This window comes from Nakamurella aerolata, assembly GCF_013002705.1.
In the GTDB taxonomy this organism is placed as follows: Bacteria; Actinomycetota; Actinomycetes; order Mycobacteriales; family Nakamurellaceae; genus Nakamurella; species Nakamurella aerolata.
The window spans coordinates 349,975-367,736 of the sequence record NZ_JABEND010000003.1 but is presented as its reverse complement, the minus strand read 5'-3'; the positions used below and the strand labels follow the sequence as shown (position 1 = coordinate 367,736).

The window sequence follows — 17,762 nt, the reverse complement described above, 5'->3', positions numbered from 1 at the left end:
ACGACTATCCGATGACGAATGCTGTTCCCGATCTGGTCGGCGAAGCCGCGGCGCTGTTGCCGGACCTGGTGGCGCTGCGCCGCGACCTGCACGCCAACCCGGAGATCGCCCTGCAGCTGCCACGCACCCAGGCGGCCGTGCTGAAGGCCCTCGAGGGACTGGATCTGGAGCTGACCACCGGCACCGCGTGCACCTCGGTGATCGGCGTGCTGCGCGGCCGCAAGGACGGCAGGACCTGGGACGACACGGTGCTGCTGCGCGGCGACATGGACGCCCTGCCGGTGCGCGAGGACACCGACCTGCCCTACGCCGCCGACAACGGCAACATGCATGCCTGCGGCCACGACCTGCACACCGCCGGACTGGTCGGAGCCGCCCGGTTGTTGGCCGCGCACGGGGACGAGCTGCCCGGCAACGTGCTGTTCATGTTCCAGCCCGGCGAGGAAGGCCACGACGGCGCCGAGACCATGCTGGGTGAAGGGCTTCTCGACGTGGCCGGCGCGAAACCCGTTGCCAGCTATGCCATTCACGTCGGCACCAGCGAACGCGGCAACTTCACGTTGAAGCCAGGGCCGACCGGCGCCGGCTCGAACGAGCTGCGCATCGTGGTGCACGGCAAGGGCGGCCACGGCTCACGCCCGGTGGACGCCATCGATCCGGTACCGGCGCTGGTCGAGATCGCCGGAGCGCTGCAGACCATGACCACCCGCAGGTTCGGGGTGTTCGACCCGATCGTCGTCACGGTCACCCAACTGCAGGCGGGCGAGGCCATCAACGTGATCCCGGACTCGGCCCGGCTGGGCGCCACCGTGCGCACGCTGTCGCCGGAATCCATCGAAACATTGAAGATCGAGACCAAGCGGCTTGCCGACGGCATCGCGTCGGCGCACGGCTGCACCGCCGAGGTCGACTTCAAGGTCGGCTATCCGGTGACCGTCAACGACGATGCCGAGACCGCGCGCACCAGGCAGGTGCTGATCGACACCTTCGGCGCCGACCGGGTCATCGACAAACCGTTCCCCACCATGGGTTCCGAGGATTTCTCGCTGGTGCTGAACGAGGTGCCCGGCACCTTCGTGCATCTGGGCGCCTGCCCGCCGGACATCGACCCGGCGGACTCGCCGAGCAACCACTCGGCCAGGGTCAGGTTCGACGACGCGGTGCTCGGCGATCAGGCCGCCGCGTTGGCGACGCTGGCGTTCACCCGACTCGCCGGCTGAACCTCAGTTCCAGCTGACCCGCACCTTCTCGCGCCACTCGCCGAGCAGCTCGGGGACGCCGGTGACGGAGATTTCGTCGCCGCGGTTCCGCAGTCCCAGGTACAGCGCCGCCGCGGTGCCCGCCAGCACTCCGTCGGTGTTGCCGTCGGTGCCGGCGCTCACCTGCGGCGGATCGGTCGACACCCGCACCGTCCAGGCCGCATCGATATCGGTGGGCGCTACCAGAAAGCTGACAGGGTCGTCCGAGCGCAGCTGCGACGAGCGGCGCGGCAGAAAGCCGGTGAGCAACTCGGTGAGTCCGTCGACGGCAAGTTCGGGGTCGATGCCGGTCTGCTTGGCTGTCGGCATCTTGCCCAGCCGGCCGGCGAGCGCATCGACCGCGTGGATGGTGGTTTCGTGCAGCTGCCGGCGCGCCCAGAACTCCCGAGGTGGCGGCGCGTTCTTGACGAACACCGCCGCCTGCAGGTCTTCCGGGGCCGCGGCCAGGGTTTGCACCAATGTGTCGGCACCGGATCGCAGCCAGGCCCCGACGTTGTCGGTGGGCACCGGCGCGGGCTCGACGTCGAAATCGGTACGCGCGTGTTGCACCATGGCCGTAGCCCAGCGATGCACCTGACCCTGATGCCCGGCCAGGTCGGCCAGCGTCCAGCCGGGACAGGTGGGTACCGACGCCGACGGACCCACCTCGTCGACAGTGGCAGCCAACTCCGCTGTGGCGGCCTGGATTCCGGTGAGGCGACGCGCGAAGTCCATGACCCCAGTATTGCCGGTGCCACCGACGATCCCGCCAGCCCGGGCTCGCAGCCCGGGTCCGCGGGTTCGCGACCAGGGTCACCGCCCGGGTTCGGCAACCCGGGTTCGCGACCCGGGTTACCGCCCGGGTTCGCCGCACCGGCGCCGACCGCCGGCCGCTAGCCTTGCTGGGTGCGCATCTTGGTGATCGGCTCAGGTGGCCGCGAACACGCCATCGTGCGGGCGCTGGCCCGCGACCCGCAGGTGGACGCGATCTTCGCCGCGCCGGGCAACCCCGGTATCGGCGAGCTCGCAGAACTGCACGACGTGCAGCAGGCCGATCCCGCTGCCGTCACCGAGCTGGCCGGCCGGTTGGCCGTCGATCTTGTGGTCATCGGCCCGGAGGCGCCGCTGGTGGCCGGAGTGGCGGACGTCCTGCGCGACAACGGGTTCGCTGTCTTCGGTCCCAGCGCGGCCGCGGCCCGCATCGAGGGATCGAAGGCATTCGCGAAAGCGGTGATGGCCGCGTCCGGCGTGCCAACCGGCCGTGCCGTCTCGGTGCAGCCGGGCCAGTACGCCGGCGACCAGCTGGACCTGGCGCTGGCCGAACTCGGTGCACCGTACGTGGTGAAGGACGACGGCCTCGCGGCCGGTAAGGGCGTGGTGGTGACCGGCGACCGGGCACTGGCCGCCGCTCACGGATCCGCGGTGCTGGCCGCCGGGCATCCGGTGCTGGTGGAAGAATACCTGGCAGGGCCGGAGGTTTCGCTGTTCGTAGTGTGTGACGGTCGCACCGGCGTGCCGCTGCTGCCGGCGCAGGACTTCAAACGCGCCGGCGATGCGGACACCGGCCCGAACACCGGCGGCATGGGTGCCTACGCGCCGCTGCCGTGGGCGCCGGCCGACCTGGTGCCGACCGTGATGACCACGATCGTGCAGCCGGTGCTGGACGAGCTGATCCGCCTCGGCAGCCCGTTCGTCGGGCTGTTGTACGCCGGGCTGGTGCTCACCGACAGCGGGCCCAAGGTGATCGAGTTCAACTGCCGCTTCGGCGACCCGGAAACCCAGGCGGTGTTGGAGCTGCTGGCCTCGCCACTGGGTGAGCTGCTCGGCAGGGCGGCAGGCGTCGCTGGCCATGGCGGCCGTGGCGATCTGGAAACCGCTGCACTGCAATGGAAACCAGGCGCGGCGGTCACCGTTGTGCTGGCCGCCGAGAACTACCCGGGTACCCCGGTGACCGGCGACGAGATCACCGGCATCCCGGCGTCCGGCAACCAGCTCGACGGTGATGCCGCCGTGCTGCAGGCCGGGACCAGCACCGACGGCGACGGCCGGTTGCGCAGCAGCGGCGGTCGGGTGCTGGCCGCAGTGGGTACCGGCGCCGACGTTGCCGCCGCCAGGAACCGGGCCTACCGGCTCATCGATGCCATCCACCTGCGCGGCGCACACCACCGAACCGACATCGCCGCAGGCATCTGACCGGGCGCCGGGCCGCCGGGACGCTCAGCCGTTGCGCCGCTTCTCGATGGCGGCGGCGCGCTGCTGGATCTGCTTGATCCGCGCCACATCGAGCTTGCCGCCGCGGTCGAAGCGGTAGATGCCGTTCTGCTCCTGGAACACGTCGGTGAGCTGGGTGTAGCAGTAGCCGAACATGTTTTCGTCGTCCAGCAACGCGTCGACCAGACCGGCGAACCGGGTGTACAGCTCCTCCTCCGACCGGACGGCCTGGCCGTAGCCCCAGGAATCGGCGCCGGGCTCGGCGTCGGGATTCCACCAGATGCCGCCGAACTCACTGCAGAAGTAGGGCTGCCCGGCGTAGCGGACGGACCAGTCGGCGCTGTCCGCGTCGTCGTTGCCGTTGGTGTACGGCCGGCCGTCGGCCAGTGGCGCCATCCTGGCGGCGAACGCGGCGGGATCCTGCTCGTACAGATGCGAGTCGTAGATGTCGACGTCGGGGATCCGGTGCGCATAACCGGACGCGTCGATCACCGGGCGGGTGAGGTCGAAAGCCTTGGTGGCCAAATACATTCCGCGGGTGACGTCGTCCAGCTCGGTAACCCGGTCCTGCATGTTCTGGAAGGTCTCGTTCAGCGGACACCAGCCGACGATCGCCGGGTGGCTGTAGTCACGTTCCAGCGCCTCGAGCCACTCGGTGATGTACGACGCCGTCGGGTGCTGGATGTCGTCACCCGGCCCACCACCGGCCCGGCAGCCCCAGTCGCCGAACTCGCCCCACACCAGGTAGCCCATGCGGTCGCAGTGATAAAGGAACCGCTCCTCGAACACCTTCTGGTGCAGCCGCGCCCCGTTGAACCCGGCGGCCATGGACAGCTCGATGTCGTCGATCAGCGCCTGGTCGCTCGGCGCCGTCATCAACCCGTCCGGGTAGTAGCCCTGGTCCAGCACCAGCCGCTGGAACACCGCGGAACCGTTGAGCAGCACGGCTTTTCCGTCGATCGTGACGCCGCGCAGGCCGGCGTAGCTGCGCACCTCGTCGACCTGCGCGCCGGTGCTGTCCAGCAGTCGCAGGGTCAGCCCGTACAGAAACGGGTCGGACGGTTGCCACAGCCGTACCCGGTCGGTGGGCAGCACCAGCGTCAGCGCCGGCTGAAAGTCGGAGTCGGCGGCCACCTCCCGGCTGACCACCACCCCGGCGTCGTCGGTCAACTCCGCGACCAGGCGCAGCCCGGCCCGCGGTCCGCTGAGCGGTGCAGCGACCTCGAACTGACCGCTGCCGACGTTGGGCGTCACCCGCGGCCGCAGCAGGTAGGTGTCCGGCACCGGCTCCAGCCAGACGCTCTGCCAGATGCCGGTGGTGCGGCCGTAGACCGCTCCGAAACCGGCGAAGGTGCGGGTCTGTTTCCCCCTCGGTTGATACCCGCGGTGGGTGTCGCGACAGCGGATCACCAGCACCGCATCCGGCCCGAGCGCGTCGGCCGGACCGAGATCGACGGTGAACGAGGTGAACCCGCCGCGGTGCCGGCCGACCTCGACGCCGTTGCACCAGACGGTGGTGTCGTAGTCGGCAGCGCCGATGTGCAGCAACACCTTTCGCCCGGCCCAGTCCGCCGGGATGCTCACCGTGCGGCGGTACCACACCGCTTCGAGGAAATCGGTGTTGCCGATCCCGCTGAGCTGCGCCTCCGGCGCGAACGGCACCGTGATGGTCTGCTCCAGCTCCCGTTCGAGCAGCCCGCGCTGCAGACCGCTGTCGCCCTGGTCGAACTCGAACTGCCAGGTTCCGTTGAGGCACAACCAGTCGGGGCGTTGCAGTGACGGCCGCGGGTATTCCGGCCGCGGCAGCGCCGGGTCGGTGGGTGCCGGTTCGGCCGGCAGCGCGGCGGCGGCCGCTGGTGCGCTTGTGGTGGGTGAGTCAGCTGCGGGTGCAGGTGCCGACGTCATCAAAGCTCCTTGGTTGTCGCGTTCCGGTTGTCGCGGTTTGGTTGTCGGATGTCGGGCGCTGGTTGTCGGGTGTGGGGTACTGAGCTGGAGGATGGCAGGTGCAGGGGGCAGTCGGTACCGGGCCTAACCCGTTGCGGCACGGCGCGTCACGCGGCCGGCCCGGTACTGGCGCGCTCGGTGATGTGGTGGTCGATCACGATGCGGACCGGTGCGGGCTCGGTGCCGCTGGGTTGGCCGAGCAGGCTCAGCAGCAACCGCACCGCCTCGCGGGCGACCACCGCCTTGGGTACCCGCACCGAGGTCAATGCCGGCACGGTGAACTCGTTGCCGCGCAGATCGTCCCAACCGATCACCGAGACCTCGTCCGGCACCGATATGTGGGCCTGCGCCAGTGCGGCGAGCGCCCCGTAGGCCAGCTCGTCGTTGAAGCACATCAGCGCGGTCGGCGGTCGGCGCGACGCGAGCAGGGTGCGCACCGCGGCGGCGCCGCCGGCGGCATCGAAACTGACCGGTTCGACGACTCGGCCCTTGCGCACCGGAAGACCGGCGTCGGACATGGCCAGCCGGAACCCCTTGGTGCGCTCTCGTCCGGTCTCGCCGCCGGCCCCGCGTTGAGCGCCGATGGCGGCGATCTCGCTGTGTCCCAACGCGATCAGGTGCTCCACCGCCGCGACCGCCGCGGCCACGTTGTCCCCGCCCACCCACGGTGCGCGCAGGTCGGCGGCGTGTTCGCCGAGCAGCACGACAGGGCAACCCAGCCGTTCGGCGAGGTCGCTGCCGGTGATGCCGAGCGGGCTGACGATCGCCCCGTCCCACATCCTGGCCATGCCGCCGGGCCGCAGCCACGAGCGTTCCGCCTCCCTGCGCCCCTCGGTCTGCTCCACCATCAGCGCCAGGCCGGCGTCGGCGGCGGCCTGCACGGTCTCGTCGGCCAACTCGGCGAAGTACGGCTGCGAGAGCTTGGGAACCATCAACCCGAGCACGCCGGTGCGTCCGGTGCGCAGGCCGCGCGCGGCCGGGTTGATGCGGTAGCCGAGTTGATCGATGGACCGCTGCACCCGCGCCCTGGTACCGGGCGCCACGTGCGGAAAGTCGTTGGCGACATTGGAGACCGTTCGCACCGATACTCCGGCGTGGCGCGCGACGTCGCGCAGGGTCACCGGCATGCGTCGTAACTTAGCAGCCCTTGCATCGTTGCATGCAACGATGCAAACTCGGCGGGAACAGAAGGTCTTCGGCACGACGAAGTGCGCCAGAAGGAGAACCGGTGGCGATGCAGACGACGGCCAATGCCGCACCGACCAGATCCGGTCAGCGTCCGTTGACCCGCAGGGCCTTGCTGACAGCCGGCGCCGCCGGCTTGGCGGGGCTGGCGGCGGGTGCGGCCGGGTGCGGCAGCCCGGTGGAGCGTGGCCTGCTCGGCACCGGATCCCAGCCCAACAGCCTGGTGTACTGGAACCTGTTCTCCGGCGGCGACGGCGAGAACATGACCAAGATGGTCAACAACTACTCAGCCGCGCACCCCGATGTCTCGGTGCAGGCGACGGTGCTCAGCTGGGGAACGCCGTACTACACCAAGCTGGCGCTGGCCACCGCCGGGTCGAGCCCGCCCGACGTCGCCGTCACCCACCTTTCCCGGCTGTCGACGCTGGCCGGAAATGATCTGCTGCAAGGCTTCTCGGCCGATCAGCTGGCCAAGGCCGGCATGCCGGCCGGCAACTTCACCCCGGCGGCGATGCAGAAGTCGACGGTGGACGGCACCATCTACGCGATCCCGCTCGACACCCATCCATTCGTGATGTTCTACAACGTGGACGTGTGCCGGGAGGCCGGTCTGCTCGGTGCCGACGGGAAGCTGAAACCGATCAAGGGGCCGGAGCAGCTGCAGGCGGCGTTCGCCGCGGCCAAGAAGGTGACAGGGCAGTACGGCGCCGTGGTGGCGGTGACCAACGACCCGTCCACCAACTGGCGCTGGTTCGCCACCCTCTACTACCAACTCGGCGGCCAGGTGATGAGCGCCGACGGCCCAGACGTGAAGCTCACCCTCGACAACGCCAAGGCCGAGCAGGCGCTCGGGTTCATGCGGCAGCTGACCGCGTCCGGGCTGATGCCCGGGACCGTCGACGGGGCCGGGGTCACCAGTCTGTTCTCCACCGGCAAGGCCGGTTTCCTGTTGGACGGCGAGTGGCAGATCCCCACCTACGCCAACACCGATCTGAAGTTCGACGTGGTGCCGGTACCGCACGTGTTCGGGCCGAAACCGGTGGCCTTCGCCGACAGCCACGCCCTTGTGCTGCCCCGCAACTCGGCGATGGACGACGCAAAACGCGCGCTAGCACTGGGTTTCGTGAAGTTTCTGTTGGAGGACAGCCTGGTCTGGGCCGCCGGCGGGCACATCCCGGCCTGGCTCCCCGTGCAGCGCAGCAAGGCATTCACCTCGCTCACCCCGCAGTCCAACTACGTGCAGGCTGCGCTGACGGCCGAGTATGACCCGCCCGGCTGGTTCTCCGGGGCGGGCAGCCAGTTCGAGAACGTCGTCGGCGCGGCGGTGGCGTCCTGCCAGAACGGGAGTGCCAGCCCGGCCCAGGCGGTGCAGGCCATCCGCAGCGGTCTGCAGCCCTATCTTGACGCGCCCGCACCGGGCACCTGACGGGCGTCCCGCCGGTGCCGCGGCGCGGGCACGGCTTCCGCGGCACCACCAGCGCTCCAGCACGTTGCACCCCTCGATCCGGGTCTGGAAGAAAGGTCCGCTCTGCGATGGCAACAGCAACCATCATCGACGACGGGTCGGCTTCGGGTTCTCCCCGCAGTGCGACCATCGGCGAGACCAGTACCAAGTCGGGCGCCGACGAGCGCCGCGCCGGCTGGTGGTTCAGCGCCCCGTTCCTGGTGCTGTACCTGGCTTTTCTGGTAGGGCCGGCGATCTACGGCGTGGTGATGAGCTTCTCCAACGCCACCACTCTGCGGCCAGGTCTCGGCTCGGCGGCCGGCTGGGCGAACTACCGAGAAGTGTTTGCCAGCAGCGAGTTCTGGAACTCGATGGGGCACACCCTGTGGTTCACCGTGCTGACCACGCCGCCGCTGGTGATCCTGGCGTTCGTCTTCGCCATCCTCGCCGACCGGCTGCGGCACGGCCGCGGGCTCGCCAGGTTCATCTTCTTCGCGCCCTACGTGCTGCCGGTGACGTCGGTGACGCTGATCTTCACCTTCCTGTACGCCGGCGAGATCGGTTTGATACCAACGATTTTCACGGTCCTCGGACTGGAGCCGCCGAACCTGCTCGGCGAGACCAGCTGGGCGTTCATCTCGGTGGCGGTGCTCACCGTCTGGTGGACCATCGGATTCAACTTCGTGGTGTTCCTCGCCGGTTTGCAAGAGGTACCGCGGGATGTCTACGAGGCCGCCGCCGTTGACGGAGCCAAGCCGGGCCGGACGCTGTGGTCGGTGGTGCTGCCGCTGCTGCGGCCGACCATCGTGCTGGTGGTGATGCTGCAGATCCTGGCCAGCCTGCAGGTGTTCAACCAGATGTACCTGATGACGGGCGGCGGCCCCGGCACCTCCACCCGGCCGGTGATGGAGTTCATCTACGACAGCGGATTCTCCGACGCCAGGGCCGGATTCGCCGCCGCCGCCACCATGGTCTATTTCTTCGCGGTGCTGGTGATCTCGGTGATCTGGTACCTGTTGCGCCGCCCGGCCAGGAAGGGAGCAGGCGGATGAGCGCCGCACTGTCCACCAGCCCCGTCGTCGGCGCCGACGACCAACTCGCTGCCGGCCCGGAAGCGCCGGCTCGCACCCCACGTCGACTCCGCCGGGAATCCGGGATGAACCCGATCGACTACAACGCCAGGTCGAAAGCGTTCCGGGTGCTGGCCACCGTCGTGCTGCTGTTGTTCGCGTTGATCTGGCTGGTGCCACTGGTGTTCGCGGTGATCACCTCGCTCAAGCCAGAGGGTGAGATCGCGTCGAACCCCACCAGCTGGTGGAGCAACCACTTCAACTTCGACGCCTATGCCAAGGTGGTGCAGAACACCCCGATCCTCACCTGGTACCTGAACAGCTTCATCATCGCCGCGCTGACCGTGGTGCTCACCCTGCTGGTGTGCTCGATGATCGGGTTCGCGCTGGCGCAGACCAGGTTCAGGGGCAGGGGAGCGGTGTTCGGGCTGATCCTGGCCGGGCTGCTGATCCCCGGGCAGATTCTGGTGCTGCCGCTGTACCAGGAGATCCAGGCCATGGGCCTGCTCAACACGTACTGGGCGATGGTGCTACCAGCGGTGGCCGCGCCGGTCGCGGTGTTCATCTTCGAGGCCTTCTTCGCCGGCCTGCCAAGGGCGCTGGTGGAGGCGGCGAGGATCGACGGTGCCTCCTGGTTCGCGGTGTACTGGCGGATCTGCCTGCCGCTGTGCCGCCCGGCCGTTTCGGCCGTCGCCATCTTCACCTTCGTCACCAGCTGGAACAACTTCCTGTGGCCGCTGCTGGTGCTGTCCGACGTGAATCAGATGACGATCCCGGTCGGCATGGCGACGGTGGTCGGCGGGTACGGCATCCAGTATGCGCAGGTGATGGCCACCGCTGTGCTCGGTGCGCTGCCGCTGTTCGTGGTGTTCGTGCTGTTCCAACGACGCATCGTCGAGGGCGTGGCCAGTACCGGCATCAAGTGAGCCGCCCGGCGGGCCCGCGCCGCGACCGCCCGCTCGTCAGCTACCAGGGGCCGCGCCGAACTGGGCGTATTCTGGTTGCTGGCCGCCCGCTCCCTGGGCAGCGCCCTGCCGAGCGAGTTGCCGCGGCAGCAGTTCGTGCCCCCAACGAGAGGTCCCGTCCGTGCGCCTGGTCGTGCAGATTCCCTGCCTGAACGAGGAAGAAACGCTTCCGATGGTGCTGAGCACCATTCCGAAGCAGATCGACGGCATCGACGAGATCATCGTCCTGGTGATCGACGACGGTTCCACCGACCGCACCGTCGAGGTGGCGCGCGAATACGGCGTCACCCACTTCGTCCGGCACGCCCGCAACCGCGGCCTCGGCCGCAGCTTCCACGACGGCGTGCAGAAGGCACTGGAGCTGGGCGCCGACATTGTGGTCAACACCGACGGCGACAACCAATACCCGCAAGAGATGATCGGCGAGCTGGTCCGGCCAATTCTCGAGGGCCGCGCCGAAATCACCATCGGCGACCGGCAGACCGCCGAGATCGAGCACTTCTCCGGCTTCAAGAAGCGGATGCAGGCCTTCGGCAGCTGGGTGGTCAACAAGGCCGCCGGTACCACCCTGCCGGACGCTGCGTCCGGGTTCCGCGCCTATTCCCGCGACTCGCTGATGCTGCTGAACACCATCACCCGATTCAGCTACTGCATGGAAACGATCATCCAGGCCGGCAACAAGAAGCTGAAGATCGCGTCCATCCCGATTCGCACCAACCCGAAGACCCGCGAATCCCGGCTGTTCAAGTCGATGCGCGAACACATGATGAAGTCGGCGGGTGCCATCATCCGCTCGTACATCATGTACAAGCCGTACGCGATCTTCTCGGTGTTCGGCGGGCTCTTCGCGCTGATCGGCGCCATTCTGTTCATCCGTTTCGGCATCTACCGGATCATCGGCGACGACCGGCCGCTGGTGCAGTCGATCACCGTTGGTTCGGTGTTCTTCGTTCTCGCCTTCCTGATGTTGGTGCTGGGGATCACCGCCGACCTGATCCGCACCAACCGGATGCTCATCGAGGACACCCTGGAACACACCAAGAAGATGCGCTTCGGCCGTGATGAGTATGTGCCGTTGAACGAGGAGCAGGCGCTGGCCGCTCAGCTTCCGATCGGCACCCTGCACCGCAGGCCGATGGCCGTTCCCGTGCAGCGCGCCGGCGCGGCCGGGTCCACCGTCAACGGGCATGCGTCCGGCCGGGTCGGCGGAGTTGCCGGCGGTGCGGCAGTCGACGGCGGTGCGGCAGTCGACGGTGAAGCGGCGGCCAGGGCCGGAGTCGAACCGCTGGCCGGCGAGCATCCGGTTGCCGGACGAGTCTCCGATCCGGTCGAGTCCGCCCGCTCCGGACGCTGACGCCTTCGCCACCGCTCCGGTTCGCTACCGCTCCGGTTTCACCACCGCATCTGCCCAACGCGCCGCTTCGTCCGCGAGCGGGTTCGGGGCAACCCTGAGTCCGCAAGATCAGGGGAGTACCGGATACCGCGAGCCGGTCGGGGTTGGCATCGTGGTGAGTACCGGCGGATCGAGCAGACGGCCCGCCCGAACCGGATCGGACGACGACGATGGACAAGTTCCTCAAGATCGCGGGCATCATCCTGGTGGCCTGGGTGGCCCTTGGCCTGTTCGTCTGGGTGTTCAAGTTCTTGGCGAGCGCGGTGTTCTGGGTGGCGCTGGTGGCCGGCGGTATCTGGCTGGTCTCTTCGGTGCTCGGCAAGAACAAGCGCCCGGTGGACTCCGGCGCCGACTACAGCAAGATCCGCTGACCGTGCATCGCGGCAGCTGCCGCTTGGCCACCTGCCGCCGGGCCACCCTGCTGATGCGGCAGCTGCCTGCCAACGTGGGCCGGTAGGCGCCGACGCGAGGCGTACCGAGCGCCGACGCCGGGCGCACCGAGTGCCGGCACTCAGTGCCGGCGCGGGGCGGTACTGAGCGCCGGCCGAGCGCAACTCGCCGAAAGTTTTTTGCCGGCGTGACGCAACGTCGCGCCCCCCGTTCGCGTCTGTACAGGTGAAGGCCCCGGAGATCGCCTCTGTCGGGGGAGGCGATTCCGGGGCTCTTTGCTGCCCGGCCGGATTGAGTTGAAGCCGGCTTGAGCTGAAGTCTGCTTGAGCTCTTACGGTGCATCCATGACGGCCACCCCAGTCCCTGCAGCGGCCAAGACCGCGCCGCCGCGGTTGACTCCAGGCCAGCGCCGCACCGTCGCAGGGTTGCTGCTCATGGTGACGGTGTCGGCGTTCGAGGCCATCGGGGTCACCACCGCGATGCCGACGGTGGCGAGGGAACTCGGCAACCTGTCGCTGTACCCGGTGGCGTTCGCCATCCCGTTGGCCACCTCGGTGATCGGCATGGTGCTCGCGGGTTTCTGGGCAGATCGGCGTGGCCCGCGGCCGGTGCTGGTGGCCGGCGTTGCGCTGTTCGTCGCCGGGCTGCTGGTGGCGATGCTGGCGCCGACCATGCCGGTGGTGATCGCCGGACGCACCGTGATGAGCCTCGGCGCCGGCCTGAACGTTGTGGTGCTGTACGTCATCATTTCGCTGGCATTTCCGGAGCAGTTGCGGCCCAAGGTTTTTGCCTGGGACTCGATGGCGTGGGTGGCCCCCGCCCTGTTCGGCCCGCCGCTCGCCGGCTTCGCGGTGACGCACCTGAGCTGGCGCTGGGTGTTCGGCGCCGGCGCTGTGCTCGCGGTGCCGGCACTGCTACTGATGCTGCCGGCGGTGCGCGGGCTCGCGGCGGGCGGTGACCAGGAGGTGACGTCCGGAAAACGAGAACCGGCCGCGGACGCCGGCGCGGCCCGCGCGGTGCTGGCCGCCGTCGGGGCCGCGGCCGGAGCCGCCATGCTGTCGCTGGCGGCGCACAGCCCAGGACCAGCCGCGGCGCTGCTGGTGCTGGCGGCCGTTGGATTGCTGATGGTGACCGCACCGCGGCTGGTGCCGGCCGGGACCTACCGGCTGCGGCCGGGCCCGGGCGCGGTGATTCTGACCAGAGGACTGCTGGCGGCGGCCTTCATGGGCACCGACGTCTTTCTCCCGTTGCTGTTGACGCAGCAGCACGGCTGGTCGCCGACCGCAGCCGGGTTGACGCTGACCGCTGGTGCGTTGTCGTGGTCGGCTGCCGCGTGGCTGGGCGCGAAGGCCACCGACGACGACACCAGAAGGCGGCTGATCCGGCTCGGCCTGCTGATGATCACCGTCGGCATCGTGGTGTGTGTGCTGTCGATCCCGCAGGGCATGCCGCCGTGGTTGGTGTTCATCGGCTGGGTGCTCGGTGGTGGTGGCATCGGTCTGGGCTATTCGCAGCTGACGGTGTTGCTGCTGGGAATGACGCCCACCGCACAGCACGGCCGGATTTCGTCGGCGCTGCAGACCAACGAGCAACTGTCGATCGCGGTGGTACTGGCCGTCGGCGCTGCGGTGTTCGGCGCGCTGAGTACGGCCAACAGTGGGCTGGCATTCGCGTTGTCACTGGCGGTGTCGGCGTTGTGCGGGCTCGCCGGCCTACTGGTCACCGCGCGGCGGCTGGCGTCCTGACCGGCGACCGGCGCGACCGTTGACCTGCGCCTTGACCGCCGGCCGGCGTGCTGACCGTCGTTGGACGATTCAGCCGGACCGCAGCGCGCTGCCGGCCAACGCTGTGATGGTGCGCGAGAGACGTTGCAGCGCAGGCGATGCCAACCGCCAACGCTGCCAGTACAGCGGCACATCGAGATGGCCGCGGCCGAGCGGCACCAGTTCGGGCGCGAGCGCCGACTGCAGCTGCGGGATCATTCCCCATCCGAGCCCGGCGCGGACCGCCGCCAGAAACGCCTGGGACGACGGAACCTGGTGCACCACAGCGGGTCTTGGCGGTTCTGGTGTTGGTCGTTCTGGTGTTTGTGGTTTTGACCTGGGTGATTCGGGTCTGGATGGTTCTGGTCCGGGTGGATCCGTCCTGGAGGGATGGCCGCGGTGCTGCCGATCCAGCAACCGATGCTGAAGTTCGTCCTTGTCGTTGAACCGCACCATCGGCATGGTGACCCAATTCAGGCCGCTGCGGGGGCCGCGGTGGGCATCGCGCAGCTCGGCGGTCGCCATCGGCCGGTATCGCATCACGCCGAGCGGCTCGATCGAACAGCCTTGCACCGCAACCGGATCGGCGGTGACGGCGCCGAGCACGGTGCCCCGCCGCAGCAGCTCGCTGGAGTGACCTTCGTCCTCGAGGTGCAGTTGCAGCACGGTGCCCGGCCACTCGGCGGCCGCGGCGAAGACAGCGGGGAACCAGGTGGCGAGGGAGTCGGCGTTGAGGGCGACGTCCAGCCGGGTGAGCTGCCCGTCGAGCCGCAATTCGGCGGCGGCGTCGGCGGTGAGCAGTTGCTGTTGCCTGGCCAACCGCACCAGCACCTCGCCGTCCGGCGTCGCCGTTGCCGGGTTGCTGCGGCGCACCACGATCCGGCCCAATCCGGATTCCAGTGCCTTGATGCGTTGGCTGATCGCTGACGGGGTGAGCTGCAGGGCCGCGGCGGCACGGTCGAAACTGCCGTTGTCGACGACGGCGAGGAGCGCGGCCAGCTGCTCGGGGGACATGAAGCAATGCTAATGGTCAGTGAAAAACATTCGCTGTACTGATGGAGCCGCCGGTCGTAGCGTCGGCAGCGTGACGAGTGCGGTGGCCGGCCTGCTGACCGGGCTGTCGTTGATCGTGGCGATCGGCGCCCAGAACGCGTACGTGCTGCGGCAGGGGCTGCTGCGCCAGCACGTCGGGGTGGTGGTGCTGGTCTGCGCGCTGGCGGACGTGCTGTTGATCGCCGCTGGGGTCGCTGGCGTCGGGGCCGTGGTGGCGGCGCACCCGCAACTGCTGAACGTGCTGCGCTGGGCCGGCGCCGGTTACCTGGTGTGGTTCGGGGTGAGATCGCTGCGATCGGCGCTGCGGCCGGGGTCGCAGGCGTTGCAGGCCGATGTTGCCGGCGGGCGCGGCCCGGTGCTCGCCACCGCGTTGGCGCTGACCTTCCTGAACCCGCACGTCTACCTGGACACGGTGGTGTTTCTCGGCAGCATCTCGAACCAGTACGGCGGCGCGGGACGCTGGTGGTTCGGGCTCGGCGCCGCCGCGGCGAGCATCGGCTGGTTCACCGGGCTGGGTTTCGGTGCCAGGTCGATGTCTGGGCTGCTGAAGCGCCCGGCCACCTGGCGAGTGGTCGACGTGCTGGTCGCGCTCACCATGTTCGCCGTGGCTGCCATGTTGCTGCTCCGCCGGTGACGAGCACCCGGCCGCTCGGGTGAACTCGTCTCGCCTGGGCCGAACCCGCTTCGCCATCACAACCCATTTCGCACGTCACAACCGTTCCAGCAGGCTGAACCGGTTGTGATGTACCGAAACCTTTGTGATCGAGGATGACGGCGCTGGTGCCGGCGCGGCTGGTGCCGGCGGCGCCGGTGACGTCGGCGCGGTGGCGCGGCGCGGTGACGGTGGCGCTGTGATGCGTGGCCGACAGCCTTCGTGCTCAGATCTCGCGCCGGAATCTCGCGCCAGAATGTCGCGCCGGAATCTCGCGCAGAGAAGGAGCTTCAGTAGTTGGTGGTGCGGGTGCGATGCCGGGGCAGCGCTCGATAGCGGGGTTGCTGGCCGCGGTTCCACAGCAGGTAGTCCAGATCCGCGGCGCTGACCGGCCGTTGCTCGTCGGCTGCGCTATCGGAAGCTGGGTCGTCGGAAGCTGGGTCGTCGGAAGAGCGCCAGCCGGCGGCGAGCAACTCGACCGCGTGCACCGCCACCGCGCGGATCTCCACCTCGGCGGCCGATCCCGCGGGTATCGGGCGGCCGGCGTTGATCTGCTCGGCCAGCTCGGGGTGGTAGCGCAGCAGACCGTCGGTGCGCAGCACGTGCGGCACCAGATTGTCGGCGAACATGGTGAGCCGGTGCAGGTCGTAGAACGAACCCGGCCCGGCGCCGTCGAAGGCCAACGCCAGGTCGACAGCCGTCAGTTGCGCGCGCTTGGCCAGGTGCACCTGGCGGCCGCGGTATTCACTGACGTCGGCCCACGTCGGAAGCTGGAACAGCTGCTGCGCCAGCGTTTCTGCGCTGCCGCCGGCCGCGTCGACGGCCCGCAGCGCACTGCCGTCGTGCTCGCGTAGCAGCCAGTCGCCCAGCTCATTCAGCGCCGCGGTGAACAGCTCCATCAGCTCGGAGGCTTCCGGATTGTCGCGTTGACCGAAGGTGTTGGTGACCTGAACGACGGTCAGTCCGGCGAGATCTGCTGCCCGCCAAGGACTCTCATCGAACTGCTGGGTGAGCAGGGCGGCCACCGTGTGGTATCCGCTGGCGCCGGGGAGTTTGTGCAGCGAGGGGAAATAGCCTGACCCGAAGTTGATCGCATCCAGCGCCAATACGTACCCGGCGGTGTGCTCAGCACCGTCGGGCGCTGCGGCAGCGGCGCGATAGTGATGAGCCGCGTCGTACTGCGGATCCGGTGGGGTGCGGCGAAGTTCGGCGAGATATGCCGGTAGACGTTCGCCGTCAATGGTGACCAGCTCGGACTGCGCCGCGACGGCGGCGCAGTCCGAGCGGACCCGATCGGTGAGTGAGGTCGGCAGCTGCATCCGTCCTCCGTTCCGATCTCAGTGTCGTCGAGAAAGGTCAGCTGGTGCCGAGCTGCTGGGTGAGCTCGTTGGCAAACTCGACCATGCCAGGAACGGTGGTGCCGTCGCTACCGCCGCGGGTGCCGGACAGGCTCAGCACGCCGTCCTCGGCCTTGAGGTAGCACACCAGATTGTCTTCGGAGTTGGTGGTGCCGCAGACTCCGGTACCGGCCGGGGTCTGCTCCTTGGTGACATTGCTTGCCATGCCGTCGTAATCGGATCCGGACAGGAACCCGACGGTCACGTAGCTGCTGCCGGAAAGGTAGGTGACGCCGGTACCGCTTCCGGAGCCCTTGCGCCACTCGCCGACGGTGTCCGGGTAGTTCTTGGTGGCGCCGGCCTTGATGACGGCGCCGCTGGGAGCAGCACCAGCAGCACCGGCCGCCGCCCCGGCGGATCCCTCGGCAGCCGATGAGCCGGCCGAACTCCCCGCCGCACTGCCGGCCGCACCTGCGGCGCTGCTGGCCGCCGACTCCGGCGCGGACGATGCCCCGGCCGCTCCGGACGATGCCCCGGCCGCTCCGGATGATGCCGCTCCGGACTCTGCGGCATCGGAGGAGCCCACCGGCGCGCTCGACTCCGCTGCCGAACTCGACGGCGAGACCGGCGGCGTGTCAACGCTCTTGCCCGGTTGGCTCTCCAGCGTCGGCGCTCCGGTACTGGTGGACGAACTGCTCTGGCTCTCACCCGAGCCCGAGTCGTTACCGCAACCGGCCAGCAGCAGCACGGCGGCAGGCAGAGCAAGGGCGGACAGCAGTCGGCGACGCATGAAACCTCCGGGGAATCAACTGACGTGACGACAAGCGCTGAGTGCGTTGTCGGTGGCATCCCGCGGGTGAGACACCGCGCCGCCCAAGAAGCCGCTCGAGAACGAGCACTCAAGAACGCTTGAGGATGCAGCGGCATCGGCGCCGCCTACCGCCACCGTAACGGCTCACCGCCACCACAGGTTCCCGTCCCTGGGCAACACCCGCCGTTCGCTGCTGGAACAGCGCCGTCGATGCGATGCTCATCACCATGAACATCACAATCCGATCAACCACCAGCATCGCCATCCGATGCACCCGGGTCGCGCCCGGTCACCGTGCGAGCGGCC

General features: G+C 69.0%; 16 protein-coding genes. 9 read left to right on the top strand and 7 right to left on the bottom strand.

The window, feature by feature from the left end; genetic code table 11:
* The first annotated feature begins 11 nt into the window (after window positions 1-11).
* A complete protein-coding gene (locus HKD39_RS07740; protein ID WP_171199270.1) occupies window positions 12-1,220 on the top strand; it encodes a M20 metallopeptidase family protein in 1,209 nt (402 codons plus the stop codon).
* A 3-nt stretch (window positions 1,221-1,223) separates the two neighbouring features.
* Here the strand turns inward: HKD39_RS07740 and HKD39_RS07735 are convergent, their stop codons facing one another.
* Window positions 1,224-1,973 (bottom strand): maleylpyruvate isomerase family mycothiol-dependent enzyme, encoded by a 750-nt coding sequence (locus HKD39_RS07735; RefSeq protein ID WP_171199269.1) that lies wholly within the window; start codon window positions 1,971-1,973, stop codon window positions 1,224-1,226.
* A 171-nt stretch (window positions 1,974-2,144) separates the two neighbouring features.
* Here HKD39_RS07735 and purD point away from each other — a divergent pair, with 171 nt between their 5' ends.
* Complete coding sequence (purD, locus tag HKD39_RS07730; RefSeq protein WP_171199268.1) at window positions 2,145-3,431, top strand: phosphoribosylamine--glycine ligase; 1,287 nt, start codon at window positions 2,145-2,147, stop codon at window positions 3,429-3,431.
* 24 nt (window positions 3,432-3,455) lie between these two features.
* Here purD and HKD39_RS07725 read toward each other — a convergent pair whose 3' ends face one another.
* Together HKD39_RS07725 and HKD39_RS07720 are read right to left on the bottom strand one after the other, a co-directional pair.
* On the bottom strand, window positions 3,456-5,354 hold the full coding sequence (locus tag HKD39_RS07725; RefSeq protein ID WP_171199267.1) for a glycoside hydrolase family 2 protein: 1,899 nt from the start codon (window positions 5,352-5,354) through the stop codon (window positions 3,456-3,458).
* A gap of 146 nt (window positions 5,355-5,500) precedes the next feature.
* A complete protein-coding gene (locus HKD39_RS07720; RefSeq protein WP_171199266.1) occupies window positions 5,501-6,520 on the bottom strand; it encodes a LacI family DNA-binding transcriptional regulator in 1,020 nt (339 codons plus the stop codon).
* A gap of 107 nt (window positions 6,521-6,627) precedes the next feature.
* Between HKD39_RS07720 and HKD39_RS07715 the strand changes: the two genes are divergently transcribed.
* The 6 genes from HKD39_RS07715 to HKD39_RS07690 all read left to right on the top strand — a co-directional run bounded on the left by HKD39_RS07715 (window position 6,628) and on the right by HKD39_RS07690 (window position 13,585).
* Window positions 6,628-8,004: an extracellular solute-binding protein gene (locus HKD39_RS07715; protein WP_246232269.1), complete on the top strand. Its 1,377-nt coding sequence runs from the start codon at window positions 6,628-6,630 to the stop codon at window positions 8,002-8,004.
* Between the two features lie 107 nt (window positions 8,005-8,111).
* Complete coding sequence (locus tag HKD39_RS07710; RefSeq protein WP_171199264.1) at window positions 8,112-9,074, top strand: carbohydrate ABC transporter permease; 963 nt, start codon at window positions 8,112-8,114, stop codon at window positions 9,072-9,074.
* On the top strand, window positions 9,071-10,018 hold the full coding sequence (locus tag HKD39_RS07705) for a carbohydrate ABC transporter permease (RefSeq protein WP_171199263.1): 948 nt from the start codon (window positions 9,071-9,073) through the stop codon (window positions 10,016-10,018). The genes HKD39_RS07710 and HKD39_RS07705 overlap by 4 nt, the downstream gene beginning before the upstream one ends.
* 160 nt (window positions 10,019-10,178) lie before the next feature.
* Window positions 10,179-11,411: a glycosyltransferase gene (locus HKD39_RS07700; protein ID WP_171199262.1), complete on the top strand. Its 1,233-nt coding sequence runs from the start codon at window positions 10,179-10,181 to the stop codon at window positions 11,409-11,411.
* 209 nt (window positions 11,412-11,620) lie between these two features.
* Complete coding sequence (locus HKD39_RS07695) at window positions 11,621-11,821, top strand: hypothetical protein (protein ID WP_171199009.1); 201 nt, start codon at window positions 11,621-11,623, stop codon at window positions 11,819-11,821.
* Window positions 11,822-12,184: 363 nt separating this feature from the next.
* Complete coding sequence (locus HKD39_RS07690; RefSeq protein WP_171199261.1) at window positions 12,185-13,585, top strand: MFS transporter; 1,401 nt, start codon at window positions 12,185-12,187, stop codon at window positions 13,583-13,585.
* A 69-nt stretch (window positions 13,586-13,654) separates the two neighbouring features.
* On the opposite strand, the gene HKD39_RS07685 is transcribed toward HKD39_RS07690, so the two are convergent.
* On the bottom strand, window positions 13,655-14,617 hold the full coding sequence (locus HKD39_RS07685; protein WP_171199260.1) for an ArgP/LysG family DNA-binding transcriptional regulator: 963 nt from the start codon (window positions 14,615-14,617) through the stop codon (window positions 13,655-13,657).
* A 70-nt stretch (window positions 14,618-14,687) separates the two neighbouring features.
* Between HKD39_RS07685 and HKD39_RS07680 the strand changes: the two genes are divergently transcribed.
* Window positions 14,688-15,290, top strand: coding sequence for a LysE family transporter (locus tag HKD39_RS07680; RefSeq protein ID WP_171199259.1), 603 nt, complete (start codon window positions 14,688-14,690; stop codon window positions 15,288-15,290).
* A 308-nt stretch (window positions 15,291-15,598) separates the two neighbouring features.
* Here the strand turns inward: HKD39_RS07680 and HKD39_RS07675 are convergent, their stop codons facing one another.
* From HKD39_RS07675 to HKD39_RS07665, 3 genes are all read right to left on the bottom strand, one after another.
* Window positions 15,599-16,627 (bottom strand): queuosine salvage family protein, encoded by a 1,029-nt coding sequence (locus HKD39_RS07675; protein WP_171199258.1) that lies wholly within the window; start codon window positions 16,625-16,627, stop codon window positions 15,599-15,601.
* Between the two features lie 37 nt (window positions 16,628-16,664).
* Window positions 16,665-17,435, bottom strand: a complete 771-nt coding sequence (locus HKD39_RS07670; protein ID WP_171199257.1) for a hypothetical protein — start codon at window positions 17,433-17,435, stop codon at window positions 16,665-16,667.
* A 109-nt stretch (window positions 17,436-17,544) separates the two neighbouring features.
* On the bottom strand, window positions 17,545-17,721 hold the full coding sequence (locus HKD39_RS07665) for a hypothetical protein (RefSeq protein ID WP_171199256.1): 177 nt from the start codon (window positions 17,719-17,721) through the stop codon (window positions 17,545-17,547).
* Window positions 17,722-17,762 lie beyond the last annotated feature (41 nt).